General features: G+C 36.4%; 20 protein-coding genes. 14 read left to right on the top strand and 6 right to left on the bottom strand.

The window, feature by feature from the left end; genetic code table 11:
* The first annotated feature begins 22 nt into the window (after positions 1-22).
* The 4 genes from opp3b to COE49_RS13690 are packed head-to-tail and all read left to right on the top strand — an operon-like array spanning position 23 to position 3,957.
* Complete coding sequence (opp3b, locus tag COE49_RS13675; RefSeq protein WP_088231439.1) at positions 23-952, top strand: oligopeptide ABC transporter permease; 930 nt, start codon at positions 23-25, stop codon at positions 950-952.
* Positions 949-1,965, top strand: a complete 1,017-nt coding sequence (opp3C, locus tag COE49_RS13680) for an oligopeptide ABC transporter permease (protein WP_088231438.1) — start codon at positions 949-951, stop codon at positions 1,963-1,965. Before opp3b ends, opp3C begins: the two co-directional genes overlap by 4 nt.
* Positions 1,966-1,985: 20 nt before the next feature.
* Positions 1,986-3,029: an ABC transporter ATP-binding protein gene (locus tag COE49_RS13685; RefSeq protein ID WP_000854340.1), complete on the top strand. Its 1,044-nt coding sequence runs from the start codon at positions 1,986-1,988 to the stop codon at positions 3,027-3,029.
* Positions 3,022-3,957: an ABC transporter ATP-binding protein gene (locus COE49_RS13690; RefSeq protein WP_088231437.1), complete on the top strand. Its 936-nt coding sequence runs from the start codon at positions 3,022-3,024 to the stop codon at positions 3,955-3,957. Before COE49_RS13685 ends, COE49_RS13690 begins: the two co-directional genes overlap by 8 nt.
* A 108-nt stretch (positions 3,958-4,065) precedes the next feature.
* Here COE49_RS13690 and COE49_RS13695 read toward each other — a convergent pair whose 3' ends face one another.
* The gene (locus tag COE49_RS13695; protein WP_141524744.1) at positions 4,066-5,511 is read right to left on the bottom strand and encodes an MATE family efflux transporter; all 1,446 of its coding nucleotides are present in this window, start codon (positions 5,509-5,511) and stop codon (positions 4,066-4,068) included.
* A 353-nt stretch (positions 5,512-5,864) separates the two neighbouring features.
* On the opposite strand from COE49_RS13695, the gene COE49_RS13700 reads away from it, so the two are divergent.
* The gene (locus COE49_RS13700; protein ID WP_088231435.1) at positions 5,865-7,511 is read left to right on the top strand and encodes a peptide ABC transporter substrate-binding protein; all 1,647 of its coding nucleotides are present in this window, start codon (positions 5,865-5,867) and stop codon (positions 7,509-7,511) included.
* A gap of 27 nt (positions 7,512-7,538) precedes the next feature.
* On the opposite strand, the gene COE49_RS13705 is transcribed toward COE49_RS13700, so the two are convergent.
* On the bottom strand, positions 7,539-7,742 hold the full coding sequence (locus COE49_RS13705) for a hypothetical protein (protein WP_088231434.1): 204 nt from the start codon (positions 7,740-7,742) through the stop codon (positions 7,539-7,541).
* Between the two features lie 592 nt (positions 7,743-8,334).
* On the opposite strand from COE49_RS13705, the gene spx reads away from it, so the two are divergent.
* Complete coding sequence (gene spx, locus COE49_RS13720) at positions 8,335-8,730, top strand: transcriptional regulator Spx (RefSeq protein ID WP_000258267.1); 396 nt, start codon at positions 8,335-8,337, stop codon at positions 8,728-8,730.
* 49 nt (positions 8,731-8,779) lie between these two features.
* Here spx and COE49_RS13725 read toward each other — a convergent pair whose 3' ends face one another.
* Positions 8,780-9,454, bottom strand: coding sequence for a TerC family protein (locus COE49_RS13725; RefSeq protein WP_088231431.1), 675 nt, complete (start codon positions 9,452-9,454; stop codon positions 8,780-8,782).
* A gap of 357 nt (positions 9,455-9,811) precedes the next feature.
* Between COE49_RS13725 and mecA the strand changes: the two genes are divergently transcribed.
* From mecA to pepF, 4 genes are all read left to right on the top strand, one after another.
* A complete protein-coding gene (gene mecA / locus COE49_RS13730; protein WP_088231430.1) occupies positions 9,812-10,495 on the top strand; it encodes an adaptor protein MecA in 684 nt (227 codons plus the stop codon).
* Between the two features lie 72 nt (positions 10,496-10,567).
* Entirely contained in the window at positions 10,568-12,112 is a 1,545-nt protein-coding gene (locus COE49_RS13735) for a cardiolipin synthase (protein WP_088231429.1), read from the top strand.
* A 79-nt stretch (positions 12,113-12,191) separates the two neighbouring features.
* Positions 12,192-13,436 (top strand): competence protein CoiA, encoded by a 1,245-nt coding sequence (locus COE49_RS13740; RefSeq protein ID WP_098357343.1) that lies wholly within the window; start codon positions 12,192-12,194, stop codon positions 13,434-13,436.
* Between the two features lie 50 nt (positions 13,437-13,486).
* Positions 13,487-15,313, top strand: coding sequence for an oligoendopeptidase F (pepF, locus tag COE49_RS13745; protein WP_098357342.1), 1,827 nt, complete (start codon positions 13,487-13,489; stop codon positions 15,311-15,313).
* A 531-nt stretch (positions 15,314-15,844) separates the two neighbouring features.
* On the opposite strand, the gene COE49_RS13755 is transcribed toward pepF, so the two are convergent.
* The 3 genes from COE49_RS13755 to COE49_RS13765 all read right to left on the bottom strand — a co-directional run bounded on the left by COE49_RS13755 (position 15,845) and on the right by COE49_RS13765 (position 17,899).
* Positions 15,845-16,738 (bottom strand): ClpXP adapter SpxH family protein, encoded by an 894-nt coding sequence (locus COE49_RS13755; RefSeq protein ID WP_098357341.1) that lies wholly within the window; start codon positions 16,736-16,738, stop codon positions 15,845-15,847.
* A complete protein-coding gene (locus COE49_RS13760) occupies positions 16,738-17,136 on the bottom strand; it encodes a globin domain-containing protein (protein WP_088231425.1) in 399 nt (132 codons plus the stop codon). Before COE49_RS13760 ends, COE49_RS13755 begins: the two co-directional genes overlap by 1 nt.
* A gap of 184 nt (positions 17,137-17,320) precedes the next feature.
* The gene (locus COE49_RS13765; protein ID WP_098252437.1) at positions 17,321-17,899 is read right to left on the bottom strand and encodes a CYTH domain-containing protein; all 579 of its coding nucleotides are present in this window, start codon (positions 17,897-17,899) and stop codon (positions 17,321-17,323) included.
* Positions 17,900-18,043: 144 nt separating this feature from the next.
* Here COE49_RS13765 and COE49_RS13770 point away from each other — a divergent pair, with 144 nt between their 5' ends.
* The 4 genes from COE49_RS13770 to COE49_RS13785 are packed head-to-tail and all read left to right on the top strand — an operon-like array spanning position 18,044 to position 20,809.
* A complete protein-coding gene (locus COE49_RS13770; RefSeq protein ID WP_088231423.1) occupies positions 18,044-18,415 on the top strand; it encodes a UPF0738 family protein in 372 nt (123 codons plus the stop codon).
* A gap of 30 nt (positions 18,416-18,445) precedes the next feature.
* Positions 18,446-19,084 (top strand): GTP diphosphokinase, encoded by a 639-nt coding sequence (yjbM, locus tag COE49_RS13775; protein ID WP_001081488.1) that lies wholly within the window; start codon positions 18,446-18,448, stop codon positions 19,082-19,084.
* 18 nt (positions 19,085-19,102) lie between these two features.
* Entirely contained in the window at positions 19,103-19,900 is a 798-nt protein-coding gene (locus COE49_RS13780; RefSeq protein WP_088231422.1) for an NAD kinase, read from the top strand.
* A 15-nt stretch (positions 19,901-19,915) separates the two neighbouring features.
* The gene (locus tag COE49_RS13785; protein ID WP_098357340.1) at positions 19,916-20,809 is read left to right on the top strand and encodes an RluA family pseudouridine synthase; all 894 of its coding nucleotides are present in this window, start codon (positions 19,916-19,918) and stop codon (positions 20,807-20,809) included.
* The last annotated feature ends 36 nt before the right edge of the window (positions 20,810-20,845 follow it).

Consider the following 20,845-nt stretch of genomic DNA (forward strand, 5'->3'; position numbering starts at 1 on the left):
AAAAACGGGGAGGTGCTTGACTATGGGACGTTATGTATTAAAACGTTTCGTGTACATGGCTTTGACATTATTTTTAATTACTACACTGACTTTCTTTTTGATGAAATTACTTCCGGGTTCTCCGCTTAAAAACCAGGAGAAGCTATCGCCGGCACAAAAAGAAATCATTCTTGAAAAATACGGATTGAATGATCCAGTACCAGTTCAATATGCACGTTACTTAGGTAACTTAGCACAAGGTGATTTAGGGGTATCATTCCAATATGATAACCGTCCAGTAACAGATATGATTGTGGATCGTATTGGACCATCAGCACAACTTGGTTTACAAGCGATTATTTTAGGAACATTTGTCGGATTAATTTTAGGGATTGTTGCCGCACTTCGTAATAATACGTGGGTGGATTATAGTGCAACAGTTATTTCGGTACTCGGGATGTCAGTACCATCATTCGTATTCGCCGCATTACTGCAATATTTCGTAGGGGTAAAACTTGGCTGGTTCCCAGTAGCATTCTGGAAAGGACCAGAGTTTACTGTAATGCCTACAATTGCACTATCAATGGGAGTTATCGCAACAATCGCACGTTTCTCTCGTGCAGAATTAATTGAAGTTATGCAGTCTGACTATATTTTAACAGCGAAAGCAAAAGGGATTAGCCAAGGCGTTATCATTGTAAAACACGCACTTCGTAACGCGTTAATTCCAGTTGTAACAATTTTAGGACCAATGGTTGCTGCATTAATTACAGGGACACTTGTTATCGAGCAAATTTATGCTGTACCAGGACTTGGGGAACAATTCGTTAAATCGATTACTTTAAATGACTATACAGTTATTATGGGAACTACGATTTTCTATAGTGCAATCTTCATATTAGTTATTTTCATTGTCGATATTTTATACGGAATTATTGATCCTCGTATTCGTTTAGCGGGAGGGAAAAAATGATGAAAGATGTACAAAAATTATCTCCAGATCTATTTCAGCAAGCAAATCAAAATAATGTTGATAATGAAGTCATTGCCCGTCCAAGCTTAACGTTTTGGCAAGATGTAAGAAGACGCTTGTTCCAACATAAAGGTGCGATGCTTGGTCTTGTATTATTAGTTATCATCACACTATTAGCGATTTTTGGACCTATGGTAAGTAAACACTCGTATAAAGAGCAAGATTTAGGTCGTGCGAAATTACCACCGAAAATTCCAGTTATTGAAAATGTTCATTGGTTACCATTTGACGGTACAGATCAATATGGTGTTGACCAATATGCAAAACGTGATATTAAAGAGTACTTCTGGTTTGGTACAGATGATCTTGGCCGTGACTTATGGACAAGAACATGGGAAGGTACACGCGTATCATTATATATCGCTCTTTTAGCAGCAGCAATTGACTTAGTAATTGGGGTTGCATACGGAGGAGTTTCAGCATTCTACGGCGGTAGAGTAGATAATATTATGCAACGTATTATGGAGATTATTAACGGTATTCCATACTTAATCATCGTTATTTTAATGGTAATCATTATGGGATCTGGTATTTGGTCGATCACACTCGCGATGGCGATTACAGGTTGGATAGGGATGTCGCGGATTGTTCGTGGACAAATCTTAAAGTTAAAAAACCAAGAGTATGTATTAGCATCTCGTACATTAGGTGCAACAAACACACAATTAATTGTAAAACACTTAATTCCAAACGTAATGGGACCTATTATCGTAATGACAATGTTTACAATTCCGTCAGCGGTGTTTGGTGAAGCGTTCTTAAGTTTCATCGGTTTAGGAATCCAGCCACCATTTGCATCACTTGGTTCTCTTGTAAATGATGGTTATAAATCTATTCAAACGTATCCACACATGATGTTCATCCCTGCGGTTGTCATCAGTATGTTAATTTTAGCATTCAACTTAATGGCAGATGGATTACGCGATGCGTTAGATCCAAAAATGCGTAAGTAAACGAGGAGGGAGAAGTAAAAATGAAAACATTGTTAGAGGTAAAAGATTTACAAGTCTCCTTTGATACACATGCAGGTGAAGTACAAGCAGTGCGCGGAGTTACTTTTGATTTGAAAAAAGGGGAAACATTAGCGATTGTAGGAGAGTCTGGTTCTGGGAAATCAGTTACTTCTAAAGCGCTAATGGGATTAATCCCGAATCCTCCAGGACGTATTAAAAATGGAGAGATTGTATTTGATGGCCGTGATTTAACGAAATTAACGGAAAAAGAAATGCAGCAAGTACGCGGTAAAGATATCGCGATGATTTTCCAAGATCCTATGACATCATTAAATCCAACGATGACAATTGGGAATCAAATTATGGAAGGTCTTATTAAACACCAAGGGATGAGTAGAGCAGACGCGCGTAAAGTAGCGTTAGAATTAATCGACCTTGTAGGTATTCCAAATCCAGAAGCACGTTTAAAACAATATCCTCACCAATTCTCAGGTGGTATGAGACAGCGTGTAGTTATTGCGATGGCGTTAGCTTGTAACCCAAAATTATTAATTGCCGATGAGCCGACAACAGCGCTAGACGTTACAATTCAGGCGCAAATTTTAGAGCTTATGAAAGACATTCAGCAAAAGACAGAAGCAGCAATCATTTTCATTACGCATGACTTAGGTGTAGTAGCAAATGTTGCGGACCGAGTAGCGGTTATGTATGCTGGTAAAGTTGTTGAAATTGGAACGGTTGATGAGATTTTCTACAATCCGAAACATCCATACACTTGGGGCTTAATCGCATCTATGCCAAGCTTAGATGGATCAGAGGAAGAATTATACGCAATCCCTGGAACGCCTCCAGACTTATTAAAACCGCCAAAGGGAGATGCTTTTGCACCACGTAACCCACAGGCGCTGAAAATTGATTTTGAAATGGAACCACCTTTATTTAAAGTAAGTGATACACACTATGCGGCAACTTGGTTACTTCACGAGCAAGCTCCAGAAGTAAAACCGCCGGCAGTCGTTGAAAAACGCATTCTTCAAATGAAAGCAGGTGAACAACATGACTAAACAACGTGAGAAATTAATTGAAGTGAAAAATGTACAACAACACTTTGATGTGAGTGGTGGTGTTGTCAAAGCGGTTAATGATATTTCATTTGACATTTATCGCGGTGAAACATTTGGACTTGTAGGAGAATCTGGTTGTGGTAAATCAACAACTGGAAGAACGATTATTCGTTTATATGATGCAACTGCTGGTGAAGTGTTGTTCGATGGTGAAAATGTACATGGTAAAAAATCACGTGCAGAACTGAAGAAATTCAATCGTAAAATGCAAATGATTTTCCAAGATCCATATGCATCATTAAACCCTCGTATGACAGTAGGGGACATTATTGCAGAAGGTATTGATATTCACGGACTAGCAAAAAGCAAAAAAGAGCGTATGGATCGTGTTCATGAACTGTTAAACACAGTTGGCTTAAATAAAGAACACGCAAACCGTTTCCCGCACGAATTCTCAGGTGGACAACGTCAACGTATCGGTATTGCGCGAGCACTTGCTGTAGAACCTGAATTTATCATTGCCGATGAGCCAATCTCAGCACTTGACGTATCGATTCAGGCGCAAGTTGTAAACTTACTGAAACAGTTACAAAAAGAAAAAGGTTTAACATACTTATTCATTGCCCATGATTTATCAATGGTAAAATACATTAGTGACCGCATCGGCGTAATGTATCGTGGTCAAATCGTTGAGCTAACAACAAGTGATGAGTTATATGCGAATCCAATTCATCCATATACAAAATCACTATTATCAGCAATTCCGCTTCCAGACCCAGATTATGAGCGCAATCGTAAACGTATCGTATACGATCCATCGCAGCATAATTATGGTAGTGAAGCACCAACAATGCGCGAAATTAGCCCAGGACATTTCGTATTATGTTCTGAAGCAGAGTATAAGAAATACAAAGAAATCTATCAATAAGAAAAAGAGCCACTCTTCTGTTATGGAAGGATGGCTCTTTTTCTATTATTTAAAGAATCTCCAATATAAATTTCATTTGCAAATGAATGTATCTTGATCAAACGAGTGTTACTGCGCCTGAACAGAAACACTATCGTCTTGCTCTTCCGGTTTCACAAGCGCATAACGTTCCCACGTTCTACTTCTCCAGCGGAAGAACATAATAATGGCACGCGTCCATTCATCGATAGCAATCGCTAGCCAAATGCCAACTAGACCCATGTCTAAATGGAAGACGAAGAAATATCCGAGTGGTAAACTCATTAATACCATAGAGAATACACCGATTAAAACAGGATATTTTGCATCACCAGCTGCACGAAGTGAGTTAATGATGACGATATTCATTGTGCGTCCTGTTTCCAGTAATACACTTAGTAAAAGAACTGACGCACCTAATGAAATAATGTGCGGATTATCTGTAAACAGTCCCATTAATTGTGTGCGGAATGTAATAACGAGAATGACCATACATAAAGTTACGCCAATTGCCCATCTTACACTTTTCCATACACGTTCATATGCTTCATCTTTTTCGCCACCACCAACAAGGCGGCCGATAATAATGGCTGTTCCCATGCCAATCGCAATTGCGAATAAGTAAGTGAACATCGAGATGTTAGTAGCGTATTGTCTAGCTGCTAATGATTCCGTTCCTAAGTATGTTGCATAATATAGGAAGACAATTTGGCAAGCTTGATACATAACTTGTTCGAATGCAGATGGAATGCCGATTTTCAAAATTTTTCCGATGTATTCTTTTGATAAGGTGAAGTAATATTGTAATTTCACACGGTATTCCATAACGCGGTATAGTAACCAGAAGAAAACAATAAGTGCGATAAATCGGCTGACAGCAGAAGAAATGGCGGCCCCTTGAACACCAAGCTCTGGGAAACCGAATTTCCCGAAAATGAGTACGTAGTTTCCGGCGATATGAATAATATTCATCCCAAGTGAAACAAACATTGCTTGCTTTGTAAAACCGTGTACGCGGATAATTGCAGCTAATGAGTTAATAATAGCTTGAAGGAAGATAGCTCCCCCGACGATAGATAAATAGTTTTGCGCATACGTTAATACATCGCCTTGTAAATTCATTGCCATCATCATATGTTTTGAAAATAAAAGAAAACCAGCACTTATAATGAGACCGACCACTAAATTTAATGTAACGGCTAATGCTGATATTTTAGATGCTTCCATAAAACGTTTGGAACCGAGGTATTGAGATACAACGATAGCTGCGCCGTTCCCGATAACTTCTAGTACCAAAATAGCGATATGAAGATATTGATTCGCTGCACCAACCCCAGATACAGCATCGTCTGATAATGCACTTAACATGAAAGTATCAGCGATCCCCATCAACATAAAAAGAAAAACTTCTAGAAAAATAGGCCATGTTAATAAGAATAAACTCAATTTCTCTGCCGGCCTGTTTTTTGAGTGAGTTGCTGTCATGTCCGTCCCCTCTTTACCGATATCTATTTTTAGCAAAGTGTATCGTAACATACTTTCTTATCCTTTGCACTCAATTTAACCTACATATTTTTAATATGAAAGGAGCGCTATTTTATGTTAAAAAGAGAAGGATAATTATACGGAAAATATAATGAGATATAAATTTCATTTTTCTCTGATAATTAAGAAAAATATAAAAATAATAATTTTCGGCACTTTAGTATGGATAAACGGTAATATGAAACGTTTACAAAGAGTTATTTTTTTAACAGAAAATTTTAATAAAATAGAAATATAAATATACAAAAAATATATTTGTGTGTATAATATGAATTATTAGAACATATATATATTTCTTTCTGTTTGAAAATGAAAGGGCTAACATTTTTTGGAGGGGTGGAAGTATGAAAAAAAAGATACCAGTTTTTGTAGCATCAACAGTAGCAATGAGCATGATTTTAGGGGCATGTAGTTATGACAAGGAAGAGCCGCAAGCGAACGCAAAAGGGGATAGCGGGAAGAGCGGTACAAAGCAGGTTATCAACTTAATTGAAACACAAGAAATTCCAACGATGGATCCAGCTTTATCAGCTGATGCGGTTTCTTCGAAAGTAATGAACAATACAATGGAAGGTTTATATCGTCTTGGAAAAGATGATAAGCTAGTTCCAGGTGTAGCGAAAGAATTCCAAAAATCAGAAGATGGTAAAAAGTATACATTTAAATTACGTGAAGATGCAAAATGGTCAAATGGTGACCCTGTAACAGCGAAAGATTTCGTATATGCATGGCAAAGAGCGATTAATCCAGATACAGCTGCAAAATCAGCGTACATTATGTATGATATAAAAAATGCAGAAAAAATTAATAAAAGAGAGATGAGTCCAGATCAATTAGGCGTAAAAGCAATTGATGATCATACATTAGAAGTAGAATTGGATAATTCTATTCCATATCTTGTTGATCTAATGGTCTATCCAATCTTCTATCCTATGAATGAAAAGTTTGTGAAAGAGCAAGGTACGAAGTTTGGTTTAGAAGCAAACACAACACTTTATAATGGTCCATTTACATTAAGTGATTGGCAGCATGAACGTAGCTTCAAGATGACAAAGAGCCCATCATATTGGGACAATAAAGAAGTGAAGCTTGACGAAGTAAACTTTAATATTGTAAAAGATACGTCTACGCCAATTAATTTATATGAAACAAACGCAGTCGATCGAGCGACGTTATTAGCAGAGTTCATCGATAAATATAAAGGGAAACCAGATTTTAAAACGGTAGAAGATACTTCTGTATTCTTCCTTCGCTTAAATCAAAAAGACCCAGCTTTAGCAAATAAAAATATTCGTAAAGCAATTTCTCTTGGTTTTGACCGTAAACCATTCGTTGATACGTTATTAAATAATGGTTCTAAGCCAGCGACGGGATTAATTCCAGATAACTTTATTAAAGGGCCAGATAACAAAGATTTCCGTGCTGAAAATGGAGATATTGTAACACCAAATGTAAAAGAAGCGAAAAAGTATTGGGAAGCTGGTAAAAAAGAGCTTGGTAAAAATGAAATTGAATTAGAGTTATTAAATGAAGACGTTGAATTATCGAAGAAAACTGGTGAATATTTAAAAGGTGAGTTAGAAAAGAATTTACCAGGCTTAACAGTGAAAATTAAACAACAGCCATTCGCGCAAAAACTAAAATTAGAAGATGCGGGTGACTATGTAATGTCATTCTCTGGATGGAGTGCAGACTTCCCAGATCCAGTTACATATCTTGATATGTTCGTAACTGACGGAGCGCAGAATAAAATGGGTTATTCTAATCCGAAGTACGATGAGATTATTATGAAAGCGAAGAAAGATGGAAGCGACGTAAATGCTCGCTGGAAGAACTTATTAGAAGCGGAAAAAATGTTACTTGATGACGCTGCGATTGTTCCAGTATATCAACGTGGTAGAGCATACTTACAAAGAGAAACAATTAAAGATATGTACAATCATAAATATGGTGGCGAAGTAAGCTTCAAATGGGCATCAGTAGAGAAATAAAAAAAGCAGGTGATTACCTGCTTTTTTTTAATACGTACGTTTTTTATAAATACCTTTTCCACCAACTTGGTTCCAGCCGGATTGTACATCCAAACTTTTGTTAACAAACTTCATTTTTTCTTTTCCGCCAAAGAGTTTTTCTCCGATGCCATTTGTAATGACGCCAATCAATGCTGTGATTCCGATGATGAGGGCAGCGACAATGGCAAAATCAATAAAAAAAGCAATCATTTGTAAATTCCCCCTTTGCCTGTCTGTATTTTTATTGTATGAGATAAAAGAAAAAAAAGAAAGAAATGTCAGAAAAATATTCGGAGTGTTTTAGAAATCATATAGACAGGGGGAGGAATATTTGTTAAAATGAGAACAAATGTTCCTTTTGTTTTTACCTGTATGGTCTTACATTTCTTAATTGAATTATCAGGAAAAAGTAAGAAAACGTTCTCTTTTTCATAGGAAAGATTATGGGGGAATAACTATATATCATGTGAGAAATCTATGAAAAGCGAGTGCTAAAAGGGTTGAATGTCGTTGTTAAAGGACAGTTTAAGTGAGCGTCATCATGTTACATAGCAGTGAAATACACGGAAGAGTTTTCTCAACTAACAGGAAATTTACTGTATATTTCTTGCAAAATCTATTGTATAATGATTATAGAAGTTACTTATTAAAAGTAATTGTTGTGTATTAAAAGTTGTTGCTTACATGAAATGCGATTTTTGCACTTTTCAATAAGACAAGTTATCGCGAAAAATTGCTGAAATTAGAAATTTAAACTGTAATTAGTACAGAATTTGTACTCTTTAAGGAGAGTGAGCTTTGTATGGTAACATTATATAGTTCTCCAAGCTGTACGTCTTGTAGAAAGGCGAAATTATGGCTAGAGGAAAATCATATTCCTTATACAGAACGTAATATTTTCTCAGATCCATTAACGATTGAGGAAATTAAAGAGATTTTACGTATGACAGAAAGCGGAACGGATGAGATTATTTCTACTCGTTCGAAAGTTTTCCAAGAATTAAATGTAAACTTAGAGTCTTTACCACTTCAAGATTTATATAAGATGATTCGTGACTATCCGGGGATTTTACGTCGTCCAATTATGATTGACGAAAAACGCCTTCAAGTAGGTTACAACGAAGACGAAATCCGCCGTTTCTTACCACGTACAGTAAGAACGTTCCAATTACGTGAAGCGCAGCGTCTTGTAAATTAATTATAATAATATGAAAACCTTCTACCTATTATATAGTAGAAGGTTTTTTTTAATGTTTCACATTCCGTAATCGAACTTGTTGAACGATAATACCGATGCATAGAACAGTGAAAATGAATAAGTAAGGAATGCTTGTGGTGAAACTTGGGTTTTTATGAAAAAAAGTTGCAAGTCTATCTTCGTGTGTAACCATTTTTCCTGCTGTATAGGAAAGAATTGCTGCGCCGCAATAGATGAGGAATGGAAAGCGTTCCATAAGTATTAAAATAAGTTTGCTGCCCCAAATAATAATCGGTATAGAAATGAGCAAGCCGATTATGACGAGTAAAAATCTCCCGTGAGCTGCACCTGCAATGGCGATAACATTATCAAACCCCATAACGAGATCCGCGAATACAATTGTACGCACAGCTTGGAATAAAGTTGTTTTTCCTTGAATAGAAGAAAGGTCGTTATTATTATCAGTTAATAAATTGACTGCAATTAATGTAAGTAAAATCCCACCAATAAGCTGTAGAAATGGGATATCGAGTAAGTAGACAGCTAGTATGGTAAGGAGAATTCGTAGTACAATTGCTAAAATAGTACCGATCAAAATGGCTTTATTTCGTTTCGGTTCAGGTAAATTTCGGCTAGCTAATGCGATGACAATTGCGTTATCACCACCTAATACAACATCGATACCGACAATCATTAGTACAGATGTTAAAAACTCTAAGTCCATTCGTCTGCCTCCATTTATGATGTTTTAATAAGCGAACCTTATGTATGTGATGAAGAAAGTTTCCTGTATCTTGGGGACTAAAAAATCTTCGGTAATAGAAGTTTCACCTTATTACAGTGTACGGGGGAATGTGGAAATGTATGTCCAAATTTTTTGTGAGTAAGAAATCGCTATAATGATATATTCGTGTAGACAATCAAATGAAGATAGGCATATAACTATTTTTGTAAAATAAATCGATTTTATTTCCATTCTGGAGAATCTTATCATAAAATGAGAGTACAAGAATCTATTGATTTGTCATATGAGTGGGGAATCCCTTCATAACAATTCTAAGCAGGAAGGGAGAGTTGTATTTTGGAAATTGAAAGAATTAATGATCATACGATGAAATTTTTTATTACGTACGTTGATATAGAGGACAGAGGGTTTAACCGTGAAGAAATTTGGTATGACCGCGAACGAAGTGAAGAGCTCTTTTGGGAGATGATGGACGAAGCTCGTGATCATGACGATTTCTTTATTGATGGACCGCTATGGATTCAAGTGCAAGCAGTCGATAAAGGGATTGAAGTACTTGTAACGAAAGCAGAACTGTCAAAGGATGGGCAAAAGCTGGAGCTACCAATAGGTGTAGACAAAATTATAGACATTCCTCTTGATGAAGGAATCGAATCATTATTCCAGCAAGAATTAGTGGAAGAGGTAGAGGAACAAATAGGAACAACCTTTAATGAAGATGGTACGTTTGGCTTTTTAATTAAGTTTAATGATTTTGAAGATGTTATTTCATTAAGCCACCGTCTTATTTTTGAGGATATAAAAGATGAGCTGTATTCATTTGAGGACCGCTATTATGTATATGTGGAATTCGATGAAGTGCTACATGATGAAGAGGAAATTGATCGTATTTTAAGTGTTATTTTAGAATATGGAGAAGAATCTACTTTAACAATTCATCGTGTAGGTGAGTATGGGAAACAAATTGTGAAAGAGCATGCGCTTGAAACAATTCGCAATAATTTTCCTGCTAAAACGTAGGCCGATTTCTGTAGTATGAAATCGGCTTTTTATATGAAGAATAGGAAAGCTTTCTTAGTTAGGAGGTAAGAGATGAAAAATACGTTAAAGCTAATTTTCTTTATTCTACTATTGTTCGCATTATTTGTTTCGTTACGTATGTTTATTGATGTAGCATTTTATTCGGATGTGATTGGGATACAAGATGTTTCGATTTTAGGTATTATTAGTATTTTATTTACGGTATCTGCATTTTTAATTGGCTGCGTTATTTTTTTAGAAAATCGCCATCCATCTAAAACACTTACATGGCTAATTGTACTAGGTATTTTTCCGGTATTTGGCTTCTTTGCTTATTTATTATTCGGACAGAACTTTCGGAGAAAAAGAATGTTCCAAAAGAAGGCGTTACTCGATGAACAGGCGTTTTTACAATATAAGGGACATGAAGATTATGAAGAGCGGATTTTGCGTGATCATAAGCATCAGGAGTTGTTATTTCGTTTAGCAGATCGATTAGGTGCTTTAAATATTTCATTCCAAACTGAAACGAGAACATTAACAAATGGAGATGAAACGTTTCAGGCTATTTTGGACGGATTGAAACGAGCAAAACATCATATTCATATGGAATATTACATTGTACGTGATGATAAGCTAGGGACAGAAATTAAAGATATTTTAATACAAAAATCAAAAGAAGGCGTTGTCGTTCGTTTTTTATATGACGCAGTTGGAAGTTTTAAATTATCAAATTCGTATATCGAAGAATTAAACGATGCAGGTGTAGAAATGATTCCGTTCTTTCCTGTGCGTTTTCCGATTTTAAACGATAAAATTAATTATCGAAACCACAGAAAAATCGTTATTATTGATGGAAATGAAGGGTTTGTAGGTGGACTAAATATTGGTGATGAATATTTAGGAAAGGATAAATATTTCGGCTTTTGGCGAGATACGCATTTATATTTACGTGGTGAAGCTGTTCAAAGTTTGCAACTTATTTTCCTTCAAGATTGGTTTTATATGACTGGTGAGGCCGTACTAGCACCTGAATATTTACAAGCAAAAGCAGTAGAAGGGGGAAATTGGGGAGGAGTACAACTCGTTGCAGGTGGACCAGATAATAAATGGGAAACGATTAAACATTTGTATTTTGCAATGATTGCTTCTGCTCGGAAATCCATTTGGATTGCAACGCCGTATTTCATTCCAGATGATGATATTTTATCAGCACTAAAGGTAGCGGCACTTGCTGGTATCGATGTTCGTTTACTCATGCCGAGTAAACCTGATAAGCGCACTGTCTTTTACGCATCAAGATCGTACTTCCCAGAGCTTTTAGATGCAGGAGCAAAGATATATGAATATGAAAAAGGTTTTCTTCATAGTAAAGTTGTCATCGTCGATTCTGATTTGGCTTCGATTGGGACAGCAAATATGGATATGAGAAGTTTTCATTTGAATTTTGAAGTAAATGCCTTTTTATATGATACAGACAGCATTCGAAAACTCGTTCAAGACTTTAAAGAAGATCTAGAAGAATCAAGTGAAATTCATGTCGATCGTTTTCATAAAAGACGTCTCCATAGACGAATTGTGGAATCGGCGTATCGGCTATTATCACCGTTGTTATAGAAAGAGATGTCCGAAATTAGGACATCTCTTTTTTAAAGGAATTTGTAACAAATTGTAGAATATAAGGAGCAGAAAGGGTGTGATTCTCATGTTTATCGCTAGAAGAGAAAACGGAGAGAAAATTCATCTGCTTTATAATCGTGATGAAGAGCTTTTACAACGTATGCGCAAAAAGGAACGCTTCTTTTGCGTAGCTTGCGGAAAGGAAGTGCGCATGAAATTAGGGACACAAAAAAGTTGGCATTTTGCTCATAAGAAAGCGAATGTATGTCTTGCTTTTTATGAAGCAGAATCTATATATCATATGCACGGTAAAGAAGTGCTATATAGATGGTTGAAACGTCAAAAGTTTCATGTGAATATAGAACATTACCTTCCGGAAATTCAGCAAAGACCAGACATTTTCGTGGAGAGAGCAGGTAGAAAAGTTGCGATTGAATATCAATGCGCGAATCTTTCCATAGAGCAGCTTTCGAAGCGAACATACTCGTATTGGCAAGCTGGTATACAGGTCATCTGGATTATTGGTGGAAATCAATTAAAAAAGCAATCTGCATATTGGATGAAATTCTCCTCGTTTTTGGCTTTCTCCTTACAATCTTATCCTCAGCCACTTCTTATTTTTTTCTGTCCGAAACAAAAATCATTTATGAAATGCGCATTTATCACGCCGTTTTCTACAAATGTCTCTTTCTCACATACTATTTATTTATCAAGTGATACGACTACTGTTGAAATGCTCTTTTCTGCTGTTCCTTTCCAAAAAGAAAAAATAGAGCAAGAATGGAAGAAAAGGAAGAACTATTTCCGGCAAAACGCTCTGCCAATTTGGAATTATAATTATAAGTCACTATTACGCCATTTATATCAATTAAAATGCTCTCCAGCGAGCTTTCCTTCTGAAATTGGTGTTCCGCTTCCCTCCTCATTTGCGTTTCAAACAAATCCATTTATATGGCAAGCTTACATATATATGAAGTGTATCGGTGAGCTTGCGGTAGGGGACTGTATTTCCCTTCAATACGTATATAATAATGTGAAAAAGTATACGAAGAGACGTCTACTACCATATTTTTCGCAGCACATATGGAAAGTAGCAGTTACGGAATATATGACCTTTTTATGTTATGTAGGTGTGTTGCATAAAGTAGGGAATTATACGTACCAGAAAATAAGGGATGTAGTTATGTTACAAACAGAGGAAGAAGTTTGGAAACATGATGAAATTTGCTTAACGTATGCACTATCTCTATTTGAGACAAAGTTCAACATGGGAAAAGGAAAAGGGGATATAATAAAGAGTGATCGTGAAGGAATTACATAAGAAAAAACGAATTGTACTTAAGTAGAGATATTTAAAGGAGGGCTTAAAGAATGTCTGAACAAAACAAAGCAAAAACATTGCCAGATCGTAATGAGATTGAAGAAGCAAATACGTGGCGATTAGAAGATATTTTCCAAACAGATGCAGAATGGGAAAAGGAATTTCAAGCTATTAAAGAGCTATTGCCAAAGTTAACTGAATTTAAAGGGAAGCTTGGAGACTCTGCAGACAATTTGCTTGAGGCATTGCAATATGAAGATGAAATTTCAATGCGATTAGGTAAGCTATATACATATGCACATATGCGTTACGATCAAGATACAACAAACTCTGTGTATCAAGCGTTAAATGATCGCGCAACAAATTTATATTCACAAGTATCTAGTAGCACAGCTTATATCGTACCTGAAATTTTATCTATTTCAGAAGCTACGCTACAAACTTTCTTACAAGAAAATAGAGATTTAAGTATATATGAACATGCATTAGAAGAAATTACACGTCAACGTCCGCACGTATTATCTGAAGCGGAAGAAGCTTTATTAGCAGAAGCGTCTGAAGTTATGAACGCATCAAGTAATACATTTGGTATGTTGAATAATGCGGATTTAAAATTCCCATCTATTAAAGGTGAAGATGGAGAAGAAATAGAAATTACACATGGCCGTTACATTCAGTTTTTAGAAAGTGATGATCGCCGTGTTCGCGAAGATGCATTTAAAGCTGTTTATGAGACGTATGGGAAGTTTAAGAACACATTCTCAAGTACGTTAAGCGGAGCAGTGAAACGTAATAATTTCAATGCACGTGTTCGTAAATATGATTCTGCTCGCCAAGCTGCATTAAGCAATAATAATATTCCGGAAGCAGTATACGATCAACTCGTTGAAACAGTAAATGACAACTTACATTTATTACATCGTTACATTGATATTCGTAAGCGAGCACTAGGACTTGATGAGCTTCATATGTACGATTTATACACACCGCTCGTACCAGAAGTGAAAATGAACGTGAAATATGAAGAGGCACAAGACCTGTTAGTAAAATCTTTAAACGTACTTGGTGATGAGTATGTTGAAATTTTGAAAGAAGCATATGAAAATCGTTGGGTAGATGTGTATGAGAATAAAGGAAAACGAAGCGGAGCATATTCATCTGGTGCATACGGGACAAATCCGTATATTTTAATGAACTGGCATGATAATGTGAATAATTTATTTACACTTGCTCATGAGTTTGGTCATTCGGTGCATAGTTACTATACAAGAAAGACACAGCCGCACGTATATGGGGATTATTCAATCTTCGTTGCAGAGGTAGCATCAACTTGTAATGAAGCGCTTCTAAATGATTATTTATTAAAAACGACAGAAGATAAGAAAGAGCGTCTATATTTATTAAATCATTACTTAGAAGGATTCCGTGGTACTGTATTCCGTCAAACGATGTTCGCAGAGTTTGAGCATATTATTCATAAGAAAGTACAAGAAGGACATGCTGTTACGCCAGACATGTTAACGGAAATCTACTACGATTTAAATAAGAAATATTTCGGTGACGCTTTAGTAATCGACGAAGAAATTGGCTTAGAGTGGTCTCGCATTCCGCACTTCTACTACAACTATTACGTATATCAATACGCAACAGGATTTAGTGCGGCAACAGCTTTATCGAAACAAATTTTAGAAGAAGGTCAGCCAGCGGTAGAACGTTACATTAACGAATTCTTAAAGGCAGGAAGCTCTGATTATCCGATTGAAGTGTTGAAAAGAGCAGGGGTAGATATGGCATCTCCAGAACCGGTAAAAGAAGCATTACAAGTATTCGAAGAAAAATTAAATGAATTAGAAGCATTACTATTTGAAGAGAAGTAATAGAAAAGACGAGGGAGTTATCCTCGTCTTTTTTTGTTAAAAGTAATTTGTCGATATTTGTCGAAAAAAGTGGTAAGTTCCCTTGCTTTTTCTAAATTAGAAGACATTTTTACAGTTGATTTTTGAAGTTAAAACCTTTTAAATCGTTTTCTATGATTGAAAGAGGAAAGAGCAATGACGATGACTCCAAATAAAAGAGGGAAGGCAATAATTTTAGGGAAAGCTTGTAATAGAGAGAGAATATACAAGAAAAAAGAAACGAGAACACATAAAAAAATGAGTAAAATATAGGATTTTTTAATGAGAAACACCTCCTAAAGAGCTTTTATATAGCTTATTCAAAAATGAAAACGTTTAGAATGTGACAAAAGTGTGAAATTCGACAAAAGGGGTTGTCATCTGACGTCGAATCTTGTAATATAATAAGCGTGAACGAATTCACATACAAACATATACCCCTTTGTTTGAACGTGAAAATTTCTCCCATCCCCTTTAATATTTTTATAAGCCGTAAAGAAAAAGACCTGGTGTTTACACCAGGTCTTTTTCTTTTGCTATCCATTTCCAATACCGTTCACATTTTACCTCAATCATTTGTACTTTTCGTTTCAGTTGCAATTTTTTTAGTTCGCGCTCGATTTCTTGTTGCGGGCAGTCATATATAAATGCTACTTCTTTTGAAGAGATAAATTGTGTTGCTTCTAATAATACTTCTAAAGGTGGTAACGGTTCTGGTTCAATTTCACATTTTACGAGCTCTTTCAATAATTGTACGTATACGTCATAGGAATAAGTTCCAGCAATTTTAATACCTTCTTCATCTGAATTCGCATGAAAAAAGACGAGGGAAGGTATTTCTGTAATATGCATCTCATTCGTGAATTTCAAGTCGCATTGGAAAGCTTTTTTTGCGCTAGCAGAATGTAGGTCTTTTTTAAATTCTTCTACGTCAATGTCGCTATCTTTCGCACATGCAAGTAATAATTCGCAGTCAGGGTTTGATACATTTTTAAGGAAAATGTATTCTTGGAGCTTTCGCAAAAACTTCGAACCTGCTTTTCGACCCTGTAATTCCGCGGCCTTAATGGCCATCGAAACTAAATATGGTGTTGATGATGCTTCTTGCATATGTACCTTTCCGTCACATGAAAAACCTTGTAAACTTGTTGTCTTTTCCCACACAAATCGAATATTAGCAGGTTTATTCCATTTGTGTGAGGAAGCGTTCGTTCCATCCACTTTCCCTGTTACGATATGACGAATAGAGAAGTATTTCCCGTATTCAAGCCATAGTTTAATAATAAAGGGCTCAATTTCCCAGCAATCTTTACAAAGTGGATCAATAAATAAATATGCTTCTACAGACTTATGCTCACATGCGGAAGGAGATGGCATATTTATATGCTTTGCTTCCTGCTTATCCATTACACTTCACCTGTTTCGTCTGGAGTATTAACCATATGCTGAGCAGTTAATGCTAAACGTTCAAAAACAAACTCTCTTATATGACCGTGCACTCCTGTATCATCCATTGCTCTCTCCATACATGATAGCCAAGCCTCTGCTCGTTTTGGAGTAATCTCAAACGGAAGATGGCGTGCTCGTAACATAGGATGACCATGTTCTTCAGTGTACAAATTAGGACCACCTAAATATTGTGTTAAAAATTGTTTTTGCTTCCTAGCGGTTTCTGTTAAATCATCTGGGAAGATGGGAGATAAGTCAGGGTGTTTACTGACATAGGAATAAAATGTGTCTACTAATATTGCAATGCATTGTTCACCGCCAATTGCTTCAAATGGTGTCATCGGTTGCTTGCTCATCCTTTATAAACTCCTTTTTCCATGAAATGTATATCTATTGTAGCAATGGAATGTTCGAGAGGGCAAATAAACAGCCTCTCAAACATTCGTTGCGTATTCTCCATGTTGCAAATGGATCATTTTCTTTTCTTTTTTAGTGAGATGGATTCACTAGTAGAACGTATTCACTAGTGGAATTTTCACTTTAGCGTGCTTTGTTTTGTTTGGCAAGGAAAAAGCGTTTTACTTTGTTATTTGTATGACGGATTGGTATGTTATGTTGTGTTAATAAACGAATAAATGCAGCTTTTCCTGTTTCTTCATCTTGTACTTCAAATTCAATTTCATAATCATCGTGATTGTAATAGAAACTATGGTCAAAGACAAGCGTTCCGCCTTCAAATAACGTTTCTGCCCTTTCTGTTGTTAAACTACCCATATAAGTTAAAGCGGAAACAGGAATTTGTAATTTGTGTAGTTGATCTACTACAGGCCCTTCAATGATTGTATTTGTTTCCATCATCATTCTTGCTTCGTCTTCTGTTACGACTTGATGCGTTTCTAACAAGCCAACTTCTGCAGGTTGTTTCAAAGTTAATGTATAAGTTTCCCCTTTATGACGAATACGAAGTGCAGAGCCAGCTTCTTTTAATGAAAAGCTCGGTGTTTCAAAGTAGTGATTCACTTGTTTTGTAAAGGCATTAATAGAAAATGATTGACATAATGTACTGAATTCGTCTTCTGTAACTATATTTTTAAATTCAATTTCAATTTCTTGTGTCATTGTATGAGCTCCTTTTGAAAAATAATTCTTAACACATTATCGCTTTTTCGCAAATTTGGTTCAATGTTTTATTTGTTTGCGTCCATGTTATGATACAATAATACTGTTAAGTAAGACAGGAAGTTGAGATGGAGGAGTTAGAGCATGCAAAATAAAATCCAAGTTAAGAGCGTAGAAAAGAGAGAGAATGCTCTTATTTTTTGTGCAGAAAATACTGAAATAGAGGTAAAGGAGTTAAGTACGCGTAATCACGTACTTGTAGACTCAGACAATTTATCATTTTTATATATCTTAGAAAACGAATCATCTTTCATTTATGTAAGTATTCCGCATACATGCTGGGAAGCAATGCATGAAGCGATGAATAAAGATGCAGCAATGTTTATTCACGTGAATGATGTTGAAATGGAATTAGAAGGATTAAAAGAAGAAGTAGAATATTTAGTTGAAAATATTGAAGGTAATGCAAATTACGGAGAAGAATTAGTAACTGCTGTAGAAAAAGTATTTCTATAAGCAAATGGATTGATTTTGGTGGTGGTTGAAATGAATCGAAATTGGGAAGAATTTTTAGCACCTTACCACCAAGCGGTGGCAGAGCTGAAAGTGAAACTAAAAGGAATGCGTACACAGTTTACGATGTTGACGGAGCATTCCCCAATTGAGTTTGTAACTGGACGAGTGAAATCAGTTGCGAGTATTATCGATAAAGCGGAAAAAAGAAATGTACCGTTAGATCGGTTGAGAGAAGATATGCAGGATATTGCTGGTCTTAGAATGATGTGTCAATTCGTGGATGAGATTAAGCCTGTTGTAGAATATCTTCGAAAACGAAATGACTTTGAAATCGTGGAAGAACGTGATTATGTCACGCAAAAAAAAGATAGCGGTTATCGCTCTTATCACGTTGTCATTAGTTACCCTGTTCAAACGATACAGGGGGAACAAAAGGTATTGGTAGAAATCCAAATACGCACGTTAGCAATGAACTTTTGGGCAACAATTGAGCATTCTTTAAATTATAAATATAGTGGGCGTTTTCCTGAAGATATTAAAATACGCTTACAACGTGCAGCGGAAGCAGCGTTTTTATTAGATGAAGAAATGTCTTCTATTCGCCTTGAAATTCAAGAAGCGCAGAAGATTTTTTCAAGAAAGCAAGAAGCGAAAGATTCCGAATCATAAACTAAAGGGTGTTGGGCGATGAAATTTACAATTATGTCAAAGGGAGATCAATCATCAGATACACTAGCAAGTACGATGAAAGAGTATTTGTTAGATTTTGGATTTATAATGGATGAAAAGGAACCCGATATTGTAATTTCTGTTGGGGGAGATGGAACGCTTTTATATGCGTTTCATCGCTATTATGATCGATTAGATGAAACAGCATTTGTTGGCGTACATACAGGGCATTTAGGTTTCTATGCAGATTGGTTACCGACAGAAGTAGAGAAATTAGTAATTGCAATTGCGAAAACACCATTCCAAGTGGTGGAATATCCACTTTTAGAAGTGATTATTCGCTATGTGAATGGTAGTAAAGAGTCACAGTATTTGGCGATGAATGAAGCGACTGTAAAAAGTGCGGAAGGTACATTAGTAACAGAAGTGGAAATACGCGGAGAGTATTTTGAAACGTTCCGTGGTGATGGTCTTTGTATCTCTACTCCTTCAGGAAGTACCGCTTATAATAAAGCGCTTGGCGGGGCAATTATTCACCCTTCTATTGAAGCGATTCAAATTGCAGAAATGGCATCTATTAACAACCGTGTGTTTCGTACTGTAGGCTCGCCACTCGTATTGCCGAAGCATCATACATGTGTGTTGAAACCGGCTGCAGGAATGAACTTACAAATTACGGTGGATCATTTAACGATGGTTCATCAAGATGTGAAATCAATTCAGTATCGCGTTGCAAACGAGAAAGTGCGGTTTGTTCGTTTTCGTCCGTTCCCGTTCTGGAAACGAGTTCGTGACTCGTTTGTTGCAGATAAATAGAAAGGGTTTATATATTTGAACAGATTTACGTTGAAATGGGATATAGGGCCGGCTGAAGAGGGAACTTTAGTTAGGGAGTTTTTAAAAACGAAAGAGATTTCTAAAGCCGCTTTAACGGATATAAAGTTTCGTGGCGGAGCAATTGAAATAAATGGCCAACATACGAGTGTTCGTTATCAGCTAAAAGCTGGTGAAGAGTTGCGTGTCTTTTTTCCAGTGGAAGAAAGAAGTGAAGGGATGATTGCAGAAGACATCCCGTTAAGCATTGTATATGAAGATGATGCAGTTCTTGTCATCGATAAAGAAGCGAATATGTCAACGATTCCGTCTAGAGAACATCCGGTAGGGAGTGTGGCCAATGCGCTTTTATCTCATTACGATAAGCAGCATCTTGCAAGTACGGTGCATATTGTAACAAGGTTAGATCGTGATACTTCAGGGCTTATGCTTATTGCAAAAAATCGTTTTGTGCATCATCTTTTATCGAAACAGCATCAGCAAAAAGCTGTGAGACGAACGTATGAAGCAGTCGTTCATGGAGAGATGTTAGAACGAGAAGGAACGATTGACGCACCGATTGGGCGAAAATCGGATAGCATTATTGAGCGAACCGTTTGTGAGGATGGACAGAGGGCAGTTACTCACTTTAAAGTGATTGATAGCGCCTGTCATAAGACGCATGTATCGCTTGAACTGGAGACAGGAAGAACGCATCAAATTCGTGTACATATGGCGCATATGGGACATCCGTTGCTTGGTGATGACTTATATGGAGGAAGAAGGGATGAGATGAAACGACAAGCACTTCACAGTACATCTTTGACGTTTTATCATCCTATTTTAGAAAAGGAAATGTCGTTTACTACGACAATTCCACTCGATATGAAAGAGCTATTAAGACATGTTTAAAAAGGGAACAAAATTCTTATGTAATGAAGAATTTTG

The organism is Bacillus sp. AFS029637, assembly GCF_002584985.1.
Lineage (GTDB): Bacteria > Bacillota > Bacilli > Bacillales > Bacillaceae_G > Bacillus_A.

Bases quoted from the DNA above. Each gene is read 5' to 3' on its own strand.
- opp3b (WP_088231439.1), top strand. From the start codon at position 23: ATGGGACGTTATGTATTAAAACGTTTCGTGTACATGGCTTTGACATTA.
- opp3C (WP_088231438.1), top strand. From the start codon at position 949: ATGATGAAAGATGTACAAAAATTATCTCCAGATCTATTTCAGCAAGCA.
- COE49_RS13685 (WP_000854340.1), top strand. From the start codon at position 1,986: ATGAAAACATTGTTAGAGGTAAAAGATTTACAAGTCTCCTTTGATACA.
- COE49_RS13690 (WP_088231437.1), top strand. From the start codon at position 3,022: ATGACTAAACAACGTGAGAAATTAATTGAAGTGAAAAATGTACAACAA.
- COE49_RS13695 (WP_141524744.1), bottom strand. From the start codon at position 5,511: ATGTTACGATACACTTTGCTAAAAATAGATATCGGTAAAGAGGGGACG.
- COE49_RS13700 (WP_088231435.1), top strand. From the start codon at position 5,865: ATGAAAAAAAAGATACCAGTTTTTGTAGCATCAACAGTAGCAATGAGC.
- COE49_RS13705 (WP_088231434.1), bottom strand. From the start codon at position 7,742: ATGATTGCTTTTTTTATTGATTTTGCCATTGTCGCTGCCCTCATCATC.
- spx (WP_000258267.1), top strand. From the start codon at position 8,335: ATGGTAACATTATATAGTTCTCCAAGCTGTACGTCTTGTAGAAAGGCG.
- COE49_RS13725 (WP_088231431.1), bottom strand. From the start codon at position 9,454: ATGGACTTAGAGTTTTTAACATCTGTACTAATGATTGTCGGTATCGAT.
- COE49_RS13735 (WP_088231429.1), top strand. From the start codon at position 10,568: ATGAAAAATACGTTAAAGCTAATTTTCTTTATTCTACTATTGTTCGCA.
- pepF (WP_098357342.1), top strand. From the start codon at position 13,487: ATGTCTGAACAAAACAAAGCAAAAACATTGCCAGATCGTAATGAGATT.
- COE49_RS13755 (WP_098357341.1), bottom strand. From the start codon at position 16,738: ATGGATAAGCAGGAAGCAAAGCATATAAATATGCCATCTCCTTCCGCA.
- COE49_RS13760 (WP_088231425.1), bottom strand. From the start codon at position 17,136: ATGAGCAAGCAACCGATGACACCATTTGAAGCAATTGGCGGTGAACAA.
- COE49_RS13765 (WP_098252437.1), bottom strand. From the start codon at position 17,899: ATGACACAAGAAATTGAAATTGAATTTAAAAATATAGTTACAGAAGAC.
- COE49_RS13770 (WP_088231423.1), top strand. From the start codon at position 18,044: ATGCAAAATAAAATCCAAGTTAAGAGCGTAGAAAAGAGAGAGAATGCT.
- yjbM (WP_001081488.1), top strand. From the start codon at position 18,446: ATGAATCGAAATTGGGAAGAATTTTTAGCACCTTACCACCAAGCGGTG.
- COE49_RS13780 (WP_088231422.1), top strand. From the start codon at position 19,103: ATGAAATTTACAATTATGTCAAAGGGAGATCAATCATCAGATACACTA.